The organism is Azotobacter vinelandii CA (genome assembly GCF_000380335.1).
GTDB lineage: Bacteria > Pseudomonadota > Gammaproteobacteria > Pseudomonadales > Pseudomonadaceae > Azotobacter > Azotobacter vinelandii.
Window position 1 is genome coordinate 751416 of sequence record NC_021149.1, and the last position, 13023, is coordinate 764438.

Consider the following 13023-nt stretch of genomic DNA (forward strand, 5'->3'; position numbering starts at 1 on the left):
GTGGCCGGCCCTTCCGGAAGGGGAGCTTACTTCTGATAGGCTGCGACGGCCTTGAGAATCTCGGCACGGGCCGCCTCGGCGTCGCCCCAGCCCTCGACCTTCACCCACTTGCCCTTTTCGAGGTCCTTGTAGTTCTCGAAGAAGTGCTTGATCTGCTCCAGCAGCAGCGCCGGCAGGTCGGTGTACTCCTTCACGTGCTGGTAGAGGACGGTGAGCTTGTCGTGCGGGACGGCGATCAGCTTGGCGTCGCCGCCGCTCTCGTCGGTCATGTGCAGCACGCCGACCGGGCGGGCGCGGATCACCGAGCCGGGGACGACCGGGTAGGGCGTCACCACCAGCACGTCCAGCGGGTCGCCGTCGTCGGCCAGGGTGTTGGGGATATAGCCGTAGTTGGCCGGGTAGAACATCGGCGTGGCCATGAAGCGGTCGACGAACAGGCAGTCGCTGTCCTTGTCGATCTCGTACTTGATCGGCGCGTGGTTGGCCGGGATCTCGATCGCGACGTAGATGTCGTTCGGCAGGTCTTTGCCCGCAGGGATCTTGCTATAGCTCATGGACTGATTCTCAAGGAAAGGCCGAAAAGTGGCCGGGATTATAGGTAGATTCCCGTGCGCTTGCCATGAGGCCGGTTCTTGCCCTAGCTCACCGGCCGGACCGCCGCACGGTACCGGGGATCTTCGACCTGCAGGCGGCGCAATCGTGCCAGCGGGTCCTGGCGATAGAAAGCGGTCAGTTGCTCGTAGACCGCCGGGTAGGCCTCGACGAGCAGGTCCGGGGCACTGAAGAAATATTCGCTGGTCACCGCGAAGAACTCCGCCGGGTCCTCGGCGGCGTAGGGATCGATCGGCGTTTCGGCATCCGGGTCGGCTTCCAGGCGGGCGTCGAGGTCGTCGTAGGCCGTCTGCAGGGCGGCCGCCCAGTCCTGCAGGCGCATGTCGGCGTGCAGCGGCGGCAGGCCGTTGGGGTCGCCGTCGAGCATGTCCAGCTTGTGCGCCAGTTCGTGGATCGCCAGGTTGTAGCCGTCCCATCCGCCGCTGGCGGCGATCCCCGGCCAGGCGAGGATCACCGGGCCCTGCTGCCAGGCCTCGCCGCTGCGTTCGGCATCCCATTCGTGAACCACGCCGGCGGCGTCGCGGTGCTTCTGCGGGCTGAGGAAGTCGTCGGGGTACAGCACCAACTCGTGGAAGCCCCGGTACCAGTCGAGTTCCGGCAGGTTGAGCAGGGGCAGTTCGGCCTGGGCGGCCAGGCGCAGGCGGGCGAAGGCGTCCAGCTCGATTCCCGGTAGCGCGGTGAGCCGCTTGGCGTGCAGGAAGAGCACGCAGCGTTCGCGCAGCCGCCCGGTCTCCTCGGCGCTCAGGCCGTCGAGGATCGGCAGGCTGTCGAGCACCTGGCGCCAGAGTTCGGGATCGACCGGGATACGGGCGAGGATGCGCCGGCGGCGCCAGGCGCGGAAGGACCACATCGGCAAGGGCTCCAGAATGCGGAGGGGCCACCTTAAGGGTGCCGCGGGCGCGGGGCAAGGCCTGTGCCGGCGGGCGCAAGCCGTCCCGCGACAGGGGCGGCGATCGATGGCGCGCCCCGGATTCAGGCGGCGAGGTCGAGGACTATGCGCCCTTCGATCTGCCCCTTGTGCATGCGGGCGAAGATGTCGTTGATGTTCTCCAGCGGTTCGCTGGCGACCGTGGCGCGGACCTTGCCCTGACCGGCGAAGTCCAGCGCTTCCTGCAGGTCCAGGCGGGTGCCGACGATGGAGCCACGCACCGTGGTGCCGTTGAGCACCATGTCGAAGATCGACAGGCTGAACTCGCCGGGCGGCAGGCCGTTGAGGGCGACGGTGCCTCCGCGGCGGGCCATGCCCAGGGCCTGCTCGAAGGCCTTCGGCGAGACGGCGGTGACCAGCACGCCGTGCATGCCGCCGATTTCCTTGTGCAGGAAGGCCGTCGGGTCCTGGTCGCGGGCATTGACCGTGAGGCTGGCGCCGAGCCGCCGGGCGAGTTCCAGCTTGGCGTCGTCGACGTCCACGGCGGCGACGTTCAGGCCCATGGCCCTGGCGTACTGCACGGCCATATGGCCGAGACCGCCGATCCCGGAGATCGCCACCCACTGGCCGGGCCGGGTGTCGGTCATCTTCAAGCCCTTGTAGACGGTCACCCCGGCGCAGAGGATGGGCGCGATCTCGATGAAGTCGGCGTTGTCCGGCAAGTGGCCGACGTACTCGGCATCGGCCAGGGCGTATTCGGCGAAGCCGCCGTTCACCGAGTAGCCGGTATTGCTCTGCGCCAGGCAGAGGGTTTCCCAGCCGCCCAGGCAGTGCTCGCAGTGACCGCAACTGGAGTGCAGCCAGGGTATGCCGACCCGGTCGCCTTCCTTGACGTGGCCGACACCGGCGCCCACGGCGACCACCTGGCCCACGCCCTCGTGGCCGGGAATGAACGGCGGTTCGGGCTTGACCGGCCAGTCGCCTTCGGCGGCGTGCAGGTCGGTGTGGCAGACGCCGCAGGCGGCGATCTTCACCAGCAGTTGTCCGGGGCCGGGCGTGGGCACCGGCACTTCGCGAATTTCCAGCGGTTTGCCGAATTCGACGACAACGGCCGCTTTCATCGTCTGGGCCATGATGTACTCCTCGTGGAGCGGATGGATGACTCCTTCAGTAAATGCCCGATCGGACCCGCTCGCCAGGACGGGGACGGATCGCCGCCACGGTCGTCGCGCCGAACCCGGGCGGCGACTCCTCGAACGGCGTGTGCGTGTCAGCGGACGCCCTGTCCGCCAGTAGATGGTCGCTCTGTTCGAGAAAGATCCACATCGCGCCGGGAACGACGCCGATGCCGCGGCCCGGGCAGTCCTCGGCCTCTTCCAGCGTCGTTATGCGCCGTTCGAGCGCGGCCTTGGTGGAACAGTCGGGTGTAGACGTACGATCCCTGCTCGCCGCCGAAGAGAGCGGCATTCCGGGCGGGGCCGCTCGGTTTCCGGGATCGCTTTCCAAAAAACTGCCCCCCGCCACCAGAGGGGTGGAGTGCGGCGGGGAGCACAGTGAGACCGGAAAGCCCGGGCCGGCCGGAGCGGGGCGGCGGCCCGGGCGATCCGTCGCCTTAGAAGGCGTTGCGGAAGATTTCTTCGATCTGCTGCTGGTCGGCCGGACGCGGGTTGGTCAGGCCACAGGCGTCCTTCAGGGCGTTGGCGGACAGGACCGGGATGTCGTCGGCCTTGGCGCCCAGTTCCTTCAGGCCGCCGGGGATGCCGATTTCCTTGGACAGGGTGCGGATAGCGGTGAGGGCCGCCTGGGCGCCCTGTTCGGCGCTCAGGCCCTGGACGTCGATACCCATGGACTTGGCCACGTCGCGCAGGCGCTCGGGACAGACGCTGGCGTTGAAGCTTTCCACGTGCGGCAGCAGGACCGCGTTGCAGACGCCGTGGGGCAGATCGTAGAAGCCGCCCAACTGGTGAGCCATGGCGTGCACGTAGCCCAGGGAGGCGTTGTTGAAGGCCATGCCGGCGAGGAACTGGGCGTAGGCCATGTTCTCGCGGGCGGTCATGTCGCCGCCGTTGGCCACGGCGTTGCGCAGGTTGGCGGAGATCAGTTCGACGGCCTTCAGGGCGCAGGCGTCGGTGATCGGGGTGGCGGCGGTGGAGACGTAGGCTTCGATCGCGTGGGTCAGCGCGTCCATGCCGGTGGCGGCGGTCAGGCCCTTGGGCATGGCGGCCATCAGCGAGGGATCGTTGACCGACAGCAGCGGCGTGACGTTGCGGTCGACGATGGCCATTTTCACGTGGCGCGCTTCGTCGGTGATGATGCAGAAGCGGGTCATCTCGCTGGCGGTGCCGGCAGTGGTGTTGATGGAGACCAGCGGCAGTTGCGGGCGGGCCGAGCGGTCGACGCCTTCGTAGTCGCTGATGTGGCCGCCGTTGGCCGCGACCAGGGCGATGCCCTTGGCGCAGTCGTGCGGCGAGCCGCCGCCCAGGGAGATGACGAAATCGGCGCCGCTGCTCTTGAGCAGGGCCAGGCCGTTCTCGACGTTGCTGACGGTGGGGTTCGGCTTGGCGCCGTCGTAGAGAACGGAAGCGATATCCTGCTGGGCCAGCAACTGGGAAACCCTGTCGGCCACGCCGGCTTTCGCCAGCCCGGCGTCGGTGACGATCAGCGCCTTGCGGAAACCGTGGTTCTTGATTGCGCCCATGGCCTCGTCGAGGCTGCCGATGCCCATCATGTTCACTGCAGGGATGAAGAAGGTGCTGCTCATGAGGTTTTCCTCTCTCGTTTTGTCTTGTTTTTAAGGCGACCTTGCACACCAGGCGGCCGCGGTCGATCTTCCCCGTGCTCGCGCGGGTCGCGCACGCGGGCACTCGTGGGGGGATACTCCCATCGGCCAGGTTTTACCGTGATTCGGGCGAGGATTCGCCCAGACCGTCTCGATCCGGTCCCGGCCCCGTCGGCGGGGGCCGGGGTCGTGCATCAGAAGAAGCCCAGCGGGTTGATGTCGTAGCTGACCAGCAGGTTCTTGGTCTGCTGGTAGTGGTCGAGCATCATCTTGTGGGTTTCGCGGCCGACGCCGGACTTCTTGTAGCCACCGAAGGCGGCGTGCGCCGGGTACAGGTGGTAGCAGTTGGTCCACACGCGGCCGGCCTGGATGCCGCGGCCCATGCGGTAGGCGCGGTTGATGTCGCGGGTCCAGAGGCCGGCGCCCAGGCCGAACTCGGTGTCGTTGGCGATGGCCAGGGCCTCGGCCTCGTCCTTGAAGGTGGTGACGCCGACCACCGGGCCGAAGATTTCCTCCTGGAACACGCGCATCTTGTTGTGGCCCTTGAGCAGGGTCGGCTGGATGTAATAGCCGCTGGCCAGGCTGCCTTCCAGGCGTTCGGCGGCACCGCCGGTCAGCACTTCGGCGCCCTCGCTGCGGGCGATCTCCAGGTAGGAGAGGATCTTCTCGAACTGCTGGCTGGACGCCTGGGCACCGACCATGGTGTCGGTGTCCAGCGGATGGCCGCGCTTGATCTGGCCGACCTTCTTCATCACGACCTTCATGAAGTCGTCGTAGATGGATTCCTGGATCAGCGCGCGCGACGGGCAGGTGCACACCTCGCCCTGGTTGAAGAAGGCCAGCACCAGGCCTTCGGCAGCCTTCTCGATGAAGGCCGGCTCGGCCTGCATGATGTCTTCGAAGAAGATGTTCGGCGATTTGCCGCCCAGCTCTACGGTGCTCGGGATGATGTTTTCGGCGGCGCACTTGAGGATGTGCGCGCCCACCGGGGTGGAGCCGGTGAAGGCGATCTTGGCGATGCGCTTGCTGGTCGCCAGCGCCTCGCCGGCCTCGCGGCCGAAGCCCTGGACGATGTTCAGCACGCCCGGCGGCAGCAGGTCGCCGATCAGTTCGACCAGCACGGTGATCGACAGCGGGGTCTGCTCGGCCGGCTTGAGCACGATGCAGTTGCCGGCGGCCAGGGCCGGGGCCAGCTTCCAGGCGGCCATCAGCAGCGGGAAGTTCCACGGGATGATCTGGCCGACCACGCCCAGCGGCTCGTGGAAGTGGTAGGCGACGGTATTCTCGTTGATCTCGCCGGCGCTGCCTTCCTGGGCGCGGATGCAGCCGGCGTAGTAGCGGAAGTGGTCGGCGGACAGCGGCACGTCGGCGTTGAGGGTTTCGCGGACCGGCTTGCCGTTGTCCCAGGTTTCGGTGACGGCCAGCACTTCCAGGTTCTGCTCGATGCGGTCGGCGATCTTCAGCAGGACGGCGGCGCGCTCCTGCACCGAGGTACGGCCCCAGGCGCCGGCAGCGGCGTGGGCGGCGTCCAGTGCCTTCTCGATGTCCTCGGCGGTGGAGCGGGGGAATTCGGCGAATTCCTCGCCGGTGACCGGCGAGCTGTTGGTGAAGTACTGGCCTTTCACCGGAGGCACGAACTGTCCGCCGATATAGTTGCCGTAGCGGACCTTGTAGGAAACGATGGCGCCTTCACTGCCAGGATGGGCATACCGCATGGAATTCTCCTGATTCTTGTGGTTCTGTCTTTCGGGGGAGTGCGCAAGAGCACGTCTGCGGATGGATACAGCAAGGGGTGTGCCAGAGTGCCACGACCCCAGTGCCTGTGCGGATTCGCCGCAGCTTTTCGGGGGTGGGACGGGATACCCTGTGACAGGGTTGAAACAGGGGTGTGACATTTTGTCCTGCCCACTTGGCAGTATCGGTCGGCGCCGGACGTGACGCCATTGCAAAGCCGCCCCGGCTGGACGATGCTGTGGGGTCAGTACGGGAGCTGCCCGCCGATCACTGCGGAGACAACAATGACAATGCAAGCGAACCGCATGCTTCGCCATGTTCATCAGGTGAAAACCCTGGCCGAGGGAAAGGCCATCGGACCGGCCAACGATCCCTCGATCGCCCGCTCCTGGCTGCGCTGCCTGGAGCAGCACCAGCTCGACCCGTCGCAGCCGCTGACGCCCAGCGTGCTGGAGCACGGTCACCTGCTGGAGCGCCGCGAGCGCCTGCAGCGGGTGCTGGAGATCGCCAGCGGCGAAATGAACAACCTCCACCTGCAACTGGCCGGCAGCGCCCACGCCGTGCTGCTGACCGATGCCCGCGGGGTGATCCTCAACCGCGTCAGCGCCGCCGCCGAGCAGTCGACCTTCGAGCACGCCGGACTCTGGCTGGGCGCCGACTGGAGCGAGGCCTGCGAGGGCACCAACGGCATCGGCACCTGCCTAGTCGAGCGCCAGCCGCTGACCATCCAGCAGGAGGAACACTTCCGCAGTTGCCACACCGGCCTGACCTGCTCGGCCAGCCCGGTGTTCGACCCGCACGGCGAACTGCTCGCGGTGCTCGACGTCTCCACGCTGCAGGACAACGTGTCGCGGCAGAGCCAGTTCCACACCATGGCGCTGGTCAACCTCTCGGCCAAGGTGATCGAGAGCTGCTATTTCCTGCGCCGCTTCGAGAACGACTGGCTGCTGCGCTTCCACCTGCAGGCCGAATACGTCGGGCTGTTCAGCGAGGGGCTGTTGGCCTTCGACGGCGAAGGGCGGGTGCTGGCGGTCAACCAGACCGCCATCAACCTGCTCGGCGGCAGCCGCCGCGAACTGCTCGGCCAGTCGGTCGAATCCCTTTTCGCCTCGCGCCTGGACGATTTGCTGGCTCTGGCCAGCGAGCAGCCGAGCGCCAGTTGGCCGCTGCGCGCCCAGGATGGCCGGATGCTCTTCGCCCTGCTACGCGGCCGGGCGCGCCGTCCGGTGGGCGCGGTGCCGGTGGTGGAGGCCGCCTCGCCCGCGGTGCCGGCGAGCATCTGCCTGGGCGATGCCGCGTTGCAACAGGCCTTCCGTCGTGCGCTGCGGGTGATCGAGCGCGACGTGCCGCTGTTGCTGCACGGCGAGACGGGTTCCGGCAAGGAGGCCTTCGCCAAGGCCGTGCACCAGGCCGGCAGCCGTGCCGAGCGGCCGTTCGTCGCGCTGAACTGCGCGGCGATCCCGGAGAACCTGATCGAGAGCGAGCTGTTCGGCTACCGTGGCGGCAGTTTCACCGGCGCGCGCAAGGAGGGCATGCGCGGCAAGTTGCAGCAGGCCGACGGCGGCACCCTGTTCCTCGACGAGATCGGCGACATGCCGCTGGCGCTGCAGACCCGCCTGTTGCGCGTGCTCGACGAGCGCCAGGTGGTACCCATCGGCGGCGAGCCGGAGCCGGTGGACGTTCGGGTGATCAGCGCCACCCACCGCGACCTGCGCGAGCGGGTCGCCGCCGGGCTGTTCCGCGAGGACCTGTTCTACCGCCTGGACGGCCTGGCGGTGACCCTGCCGCCGCTGCGCGAGCGGAGCGACAGGGGCGAACTGATCGAGCACCTGCTCGCCCGCGAGGCGCGCGGCGAGGCGATCCGGCTCGAGCCGGCGGCGCGCCAGGCACTGCTCGCCTATGCCTGGCCGGGCAACGTGCGCCAGTTGCGCAGCGTGCTGCGCGCCCAGGTGGCGCTCTGCGAGGATGGCCTGATCCGTCTGGCCGATCTGCCGGCGGATCTGCGCCTGGCCCCGGTACTGCCGGCACCGGCGCCGCTGGAAACCAACGGCCTCCTGGAGCAGGCCGAACGCGATGCCCTGCTGGCCGCCCTCGAAGCCAATCACTGGCACGTGAGCCGTACCGCCGAGCAACTCGGCATCAGCCGCAACACCCTCTACCGCAAGCTGCAGCGCCACGGCATCCGCCGCGAAGGCGACTGACCCCGCAGCGCCCGGCCGCCTGCTGCGGCGCCGGGCGCTGTGCTAACCTGCCGCGCATCGCTTTTCTGGCCAGGATTCATTCATGCACATCCACATACTCGGCATCTGCGGCACTTTCATGGGCTCGCTGGCGGTTCTGGCGAAGGAACTGGGCCATCGTGTCACCGGCTCCGACGCCAACGTCTATCCGCCCATGAGTACCCAGTTGGAGGCCCAGGGTATCGAGCTCATGCAGGGCTATGCGCCCGGCCATCTGCAGCCGGCGCCGGACCTGGTGGTGATCGGCAATGCCCTGTCGCGCGGCAACCCGGCGGTGGAGTACGTGCTGAACCAGGGCCTGCCCTATGTCTCCGGCCCGCAGTGGCTGGCCGACCATGTGCTGCAGGGGCGCTGGGTGCTGGCGGTGGCCGGCACCCACGGCAAGACCACCACCACCAGCATGCTGGCCTGGGTACTGGAACAGGCCGGCATGAGCCCGGGCTTCCTGATCGGCGGGGTGCCGCAGAACTTCGGCGTCTCGGCGCGCCTGGGCGGCAGCGACTTCTTCGTGGTCGAGGCCGACGAGTACGACAGCGCCTTCTTCGACAAGCGCTCGAAGTTCGTCCACTACCGGCCGCGGACCGCGATCCTCAACAACCTGGAATTCGACCATGCGGACATTTTCCCGGATCTGGCGGCCATCGAGCGGCAATTCCATCATCTGGTGCGGACCATCCCGAGCCAGGGGCTGATCGTCTACCCGACCACCGAAGAGGCCATCGAACGGATGCTCGCCATGGGCCGCTGGACCCCGGTGCAGACCACCGGCGAGGGCGGCCAGTGGCAGGCGCGCCTGCTGGTCGAGGACGGTTCGCGCTTCGAGGTGCGCTTCGAGGGCGCGCCGCAGGGGGTGGTCGACTGGGAGCTGAGCGGCCGGCACAACGTCGCCAATGCCCTGGCCGCCCTGGCCGCGGCGCGCCACGTGGGTGTGGCGGCGGAGCAGGGCATCGCCGCGCTGGGCGGCTTCCGTAACGTCAAGCGGCGGATGGAGAAGGTCGCCGAGGTGCGCGGCGTGACCCTTTACGACGACTTCGCCCACCATCCGACGGCCATCGCCACCACCCTCGACGGCCTGCGCAAGCGTGTCGGCGAGGCGCCGATCATCGCGGTGATCGAGCCGCGCTCCAACTCCATGAAGCTCGGCGCCCACCGCGACGGTCTGCCGGGGGCGGTGGCTCAGGCCGACCAGGTGGTCTGGTACGCGCCACCGAACCTCGGCTGGGACCTGGCCGCCACCGCCGCCGCCTGTCCGGTGCCGGCAGTGGTCTGCGAATCGCTGGAGGCGATCATCGCTCGGGTCGTGAGCCAGGCGGCGCCTGGCACCCAGGTGGTGATCATGAGCAACGGCGGTTTCGGCGGTCTGCACGGCAAGCTGGCCAGGGCTCTGGAGGACTGACGTGATGGCCGGACCGCAACGCATCACCCTGGCGATGACCGGCGCCTCCGGCGCCCAGTACGGCCTGCGCCTGCTCGACTGCCTGGTGCAGGAGGAGCGCGAGGTGCATTTCCTGATTTCCAAGGCCGCGCAACTGGTGATCGCCACCGAGACCGACGTCACCCTGCCGGGCAAGCCGCAGGCCATGCAGGCCTTCCTCAGCGAATATACCGGTGCGGCGCCCGGACAGATCCGCGTGTTCGGCCAGGAGGACTGGCTGGCGCCGCCGGCGTCCGGCTCCAGCGCGCCGAACGCCATGGTGGTGGTGCCCTGTTCGACCGGCAGCCTGTCGGCGATCGCCGGCGGCGCCTGCAACAACCTGATCGAGCGCGCCGCCGACGTGGCTCTCAAGGAGCGCCGCCAGTTGATCCTGGTGCCACGCGAGGCGCCGTACTCGAGCATCCACCTGGAGAACATGCTCAAGCTGTCGAACCTCGGCGTGATCATCCTGCCGGCCTCGCCGGGTTTCTACCACCAGCCGCAGAGCCTCGACGACCTGGTCGACTTCGTGGTGGCGCGTATCCTCAATCTGCTGGACATTCCCCAGGACATGCTGCCGCGCTGGGGCGAGCACCATCGGAGCAGTTGCGAGGAATAGCCTGTGTCCCGGCCGCCCTTCGCGGAGGGCGCCGCGCCTTCTCGAGACGCGACCGCGTTGCCTCGATCTCGCCGATGCCCTCAAGCCAAAGAGGAAACTGTTGACCAGCCGCTCACCCGGCAGGGGCTCGAGATAGCGAGCGGTGCGAATGGCTGAAAGCGGTGCAGTACATCTGGAGGCGGCATATTCTCAGGTCGTTCGGCCGGAAACGAGCACGCTCGGTCGAGGTCCTGGCGCGCCGCTCCAGAACCTCGGCAGACCCAAGATCCACTGGAGCATAGTCATTGGCTTCGACAACCCTTCCGGGCATGTCCCGTCGAATCGCCGCGGGAGCATTGCTGGCTGCGCTAAGCCTGCTGGCCGGCTGCGCCACCTTGCGTACCCTGAACGCCAACAGAGCGGATGTGCCGCTGGTCTACTCCGGCACTCGCCTGGACTGGTACGCGATCCACGGCGGCTGCTGCCCGCTCGACCACTTCGGCGCCGAGCCGCCCCGTCATCCCGCCCTCGACCTGCCGGGCAGTGTCCTGCTGGATACCCTGTTCCTGCCCTTCACCCTGGCCGCCGAGCTGGGGGTGGCGCTGAACGTGTCCGGCGGTCTCTGAGCGGCTCGGGGCCGGCTCTTCCGTAGCGAAGGGCACAGCCCCGGAGAAACCAGCGATATTGGTTCGACCCGATTATCGGGGGCGTTTACGTAGGGGCCTTGGAAGGGCCGGCTCTGAAGATCGCCTTTCTCGAGACCCCGCACAAACTTCTCCGATCACGGAGCGGGACGCTCATTCATCTTGCGGTAATCACCGCGAGCTTGGTGATCCCCGCCCGCTCGATGGCGGCCATGGCTCTGGCCACCACGCCATAGTCCACCTGGTCGTCGGCCTGCAACTGCACGCGCAGCTCGGCATCCGCGGCCTTGGCCGCCTGCAGGTTGCTTTCCAGCAGGTCGGGCTGGATCTCGTCCTTGTTGATGAACAGTTTGCCGCTGCCATCGATGCTCACCACCAGCGGGTCCTTGGTGTCCGGCGGGGCGACCGCCTCGGTCTTGGGCAGGTTGATGGGGATGCTGTTGGTCAGCATCGGCGCGGTGACGATGAACACCACCAGCAGCACCAGCATCACGTCGACCAGCGGCGTGACGTTCATCTCGCTGAGGACTTCGTCGCTTTCCTGGGTCGAGAAGGCCATCTCAGATCGCCTCCTTGACGTGCTGGACACCCTGGCTCCGGCCGGCGCGCGGATACGGGATCAGCTTGAAGGCGCTCTTCTGCGCCAGGCTGTAGAAGTCGTGGGCGAAGTCGTCGAGGTCCGCGGCGGTCAGCTTCAGGCGGCGCAGGAAGTAGTTGTAGACCAGCACGGCGGGCACCGCGACGGCGATCCCCACGCCGGTGGCGACCAGGGCGGCGCCGATCGGGCCGGCGACGGTTTCCAGGCTGGCCGAGCCGGCGGCGCTGATGCCCTTGAGCGCTTCCATGATGCCCCAGACGGTGCCGAACAGGCCGATGAAGGGGGAGGTGGAGCCGATCGAGGCGACCACCGCCAGGCCGGACTCCAGGGAGCGGCGCTCGCGCTGGATCTGCTGGCGCAGGGCCCGTTCGAGGCGGTCCTGGTGGTTGATCGAATGGGCCAGGTCGTGCTGGCCGGGCTCCTCCCGGATGGCGGCGAAGCCGGCCTGGGCGACATGGGCCACGGCGCCGGCCTGGCGCTGGACGAGTTCGGCGGCGCTGTCCAGGCTGGGCGCCTGCCAGAAATGTTTCAGCAGCCGGCGGTCGCGGTATCCGAGGCGGGCGAACTGGATGGCCTTGATCAGGGCCAGGCCCCAGGTGAGGACGGAAAAGCCGATCAAGACCCAGATGACGACATGTTCGACCGAGGCGAAGGGGTTGCCGAGCAGATCCATGGTGGGTTCCTCCTGAAGAAGGGTGCGGATGGGTTAGTTCAGTTTGAAATCGATGGGCACGGTCACCCAGCCGTCCTGGGCCTGGTCGCCGCGCTTGGCGGGGACGAAGCTCCAGCGGCGGACCGCGGCGACCGCGGCTTCGTCGAGCAGGTCGCGGCCGCTGGACTGCTGGACGCGGATCTCGCTCGGCCTGCCGCTGGCCAGCACATGCACGCGCAGCAGGACACTGCCTTCCCAGTTGCGGCGCAGGGCCAGGGCCGGGTATTCGGGTGCCGGATTCTTCAGATAGCCGGCGCCGGCCGAGGGCGGCGTGAGCGGGGCCTGGGCGGGCGCCGATGCCGGGGCGGCCGGGGCCGGGGGCGCCGTCGGAGCGGGTGGCGCCTCGGCTTTGGCCGGAGGCGTCCTGGCCGGCTTGGCTTCGGCCTTTTGCCTGGGCGGCTGGGGTTTGGGCGGTTTGGGCGGCGCCTTCCTGGGGGCCAGTTCCTCGACCACCGGCGGAGGGGGAGGCGGTTCCGGTGCGGCGACCGCCGGTGGCGGAGGCGTCGGTTCGAGCGGCTCGGCGGGCGGCGCCGGGCTGCTGAACTCGATGGTCATGGGAGGGACCTGCACGGGGACTTCCGGCAGGGGCGGTGCGCTGTGCCGGCCGAGCCAGTGCAGGGCGCCGGCGTGCAGCGCCAGCGCCAGGGCACCGAGCAGGAGCGCTTCCCGGCGGCGCAACGGGCGCGTATCCGGCGCCGCGAAGCGCACGGAGCCCAGGGAGCGGCGGATCGGCGCGGCCAGATCGAGCACCTCGCCTGGCAGGCGGCCGTCGGGCCACGACTCAATGCCGGGAACGTTGGCTTTCAGGACAGGGTTCATGGACA

13 protein-coding genes are annotated in these 13023 nt (G+C 68.3%); 4 read left to right on the forward strand and 9 right to left on the reverse strand.

The window, feature by feature from the left end; all coding sequences use genetic code 11:
* Positions 1 to 26: 26 nt before the first annotated feature.
* From ppa to exaC, 6 genes are all read right to left on the reverse strand, one after another.
* A complete protein-coding gene (gene ppa, locus AVCA_RS03650; protein WP_012699464.1) occupies positions 27 to 554 on the reverse strand; it encodes an inorganic diphosphatase in 528 nt (175 codons plus the stop codon).
* 83 nt (positions 555 to 637) lie between these two features.
* Entirely contained in the window at positions 638 to 1462 is an 825-nt protein-coding gene (locus AVCA_RS03655; protein WP_012699465.1) for a M90 family metallopeptidase, read from the reverse strand.
* A 122-nt stretch (positions 1463 to 1584) separates the two neighbouring features.
* Positions 1585 to 2613: an alcohol dehydrogenase AdhP gene (gene adhP / locus AVCA_RS03660; RefSeq protein ID WP_012699466.1), complete on the reverse strand. Its 1029-nt coding sequence runs from the start codon at positions 2611 to 2613 to the stop codon at positions 1585 to 1587.
* Positions 2614 to 2647: 34 nt separating this feature from the next.
* The gene (locus AVCA_RS26325; protein WP_175556029.1) at positions 2648 to 2986 is read right to left on the reverse strand and encodes a hypothetical protein; all 339 of its coding nucleotides are present in this window, start codon (positions 2984 to 2986) and stop codon (positions 2648 to 2650) included.
* A 106-nt stretch (positions 2987 to 3092) separates the two neighbouring features.
* The gene (gene yiaY / locus AVCA_RS03670) at positions 3093 to 4241 is read right to left on the reverse strand and encodes an L-threonine dehydrogenase (RefSeq protein ID WP_012699468.1); all 1149 of its coding nucleotides are present in this window, start codon (positions 4239 to 4241) and stop codon (positions 3093 to 3095) included.
* A gap of 212 nt (positions 4242 to 4453) precedes the next feature.
* On the reverse strand, positions 4454 to 5974 hold the full coding sequence (gene exaC / locus AVCA_RS03675; protein ID WP_012699470.1) for an acetaldehyde dehydrogenase ExaC: 1521 nt from the start codon (positions 5972 to 5974) through the stop codon (positions 4454 to 4456).
* Positions 5975 to 6283: 309 nt separating this feature from the next.
* Here exaC and AVCA_RS03680 point away from each other — a divergent pair, with 309 nt between their 5' ends.
* From AVCA_RS03680 to AVCA_RS03695, 4 genes are all read left to right on the forward strand, one after another.
* A complete protein-coding gene (locus tag AVCA_RS03680) occupies positions 6284 to 8194 on the forward strand; it encodes a sigma-54-dependent Fis family transcriptional regulator (RefSeq protein ID WP_175556030.1) in 1911 nt (636 codons plus the stop codon).
* A gap of 82 nt (positions 8195 to 8276) precedes the next feature.
* The gene (gene mpl / locus AVCA_RS03685) at positions 8277 to 9629 is read left to right on the forward strand and encodes a UDP-N-acetylmuramate:L-alanyl-gamma-D-glutamyl-meso-diaminopimelate ligase (RefSeq protein WP_012699473.1); all 1353 of its coding nucleotides are present in this window, start codon (positions 8277 to 8279) and stop codon (positions 9627 to 9629) included.
* A 4-nt stretch (positions 9630 to 9633) separates the two neighbouring features.
* Positions 9634 to 10266 carry a flavin prenyltransferase UbiX gene (gene ubiX / locus AVCA_RS03690; protein ID WP_012699474.1) on the forward strand — a complete coding sequence of 211 codons (633 nt, stop codon included), beginning with the start codon at positions 9634 to 9636 and terminating at the stop codon, positions 10264 to 10266.
* A 308-nt stretch (positions 10267 to 10574) separates the two neighbouring features.
* Complete coding sequence (locus AVCA_RS03695) at positions 10575 to 10871, forward strand: YceK/YidQ family lipoprotein (protein ID WP_012699475.1); 297 nt, start codon at positions 10575 to 10577, stop codon at positions 10869 to 10871.
* Positions 10872 to 11046: 175 nt separating this feature from the next.
* On the opposite strand, the gene AVCA_RS03700 is transcribed toward AVCA_RS03695, so the two are convergent.
* The 3 genes from AVCA_RS03700 to AVCA_RS03710 are packed head-to-tail and all read right to left on the reverse strand — an operon-like array spanning position 11047 to position 13018.
* Entirely contained in the window at positions 11047 to 11448 is a 402-nt protein-coding gene (locus AVCA_RS03700; RefSeq protein ID WP_012699476.1) for an ExbD/TolR family protein, read from the reverse strand.
* A gap of 1 nt (position 11449) precedes the next feature.
* Complete coding sequence (locus AVCA_RS03705; protein WP_012699477.1) at positions 11450 to 12160, reverse strand: MotA/TolQ/ExbB proton channel family protein; 711 nt, start codon at positions 12158 to 12160, stop codon at positions 11450 to 11452.
* A 33-nt stretch (positions 12161 to 12193) separates the two neighbouring features.
* The gene (locus tag AVCA_RS03710) at positions 12194 to 13018 is read right to left on the reverse strand and encodes an energy transducer TonB (RefSeq protein WP_012699478.1); all 825 of its coding nucleotides are present in this window, start codon (positions 13016 to 13018) and stop codon (positions 12194 to 12196) included.
* Positions 13019 to 13023 lie beyond the last annotated feature (5 nt).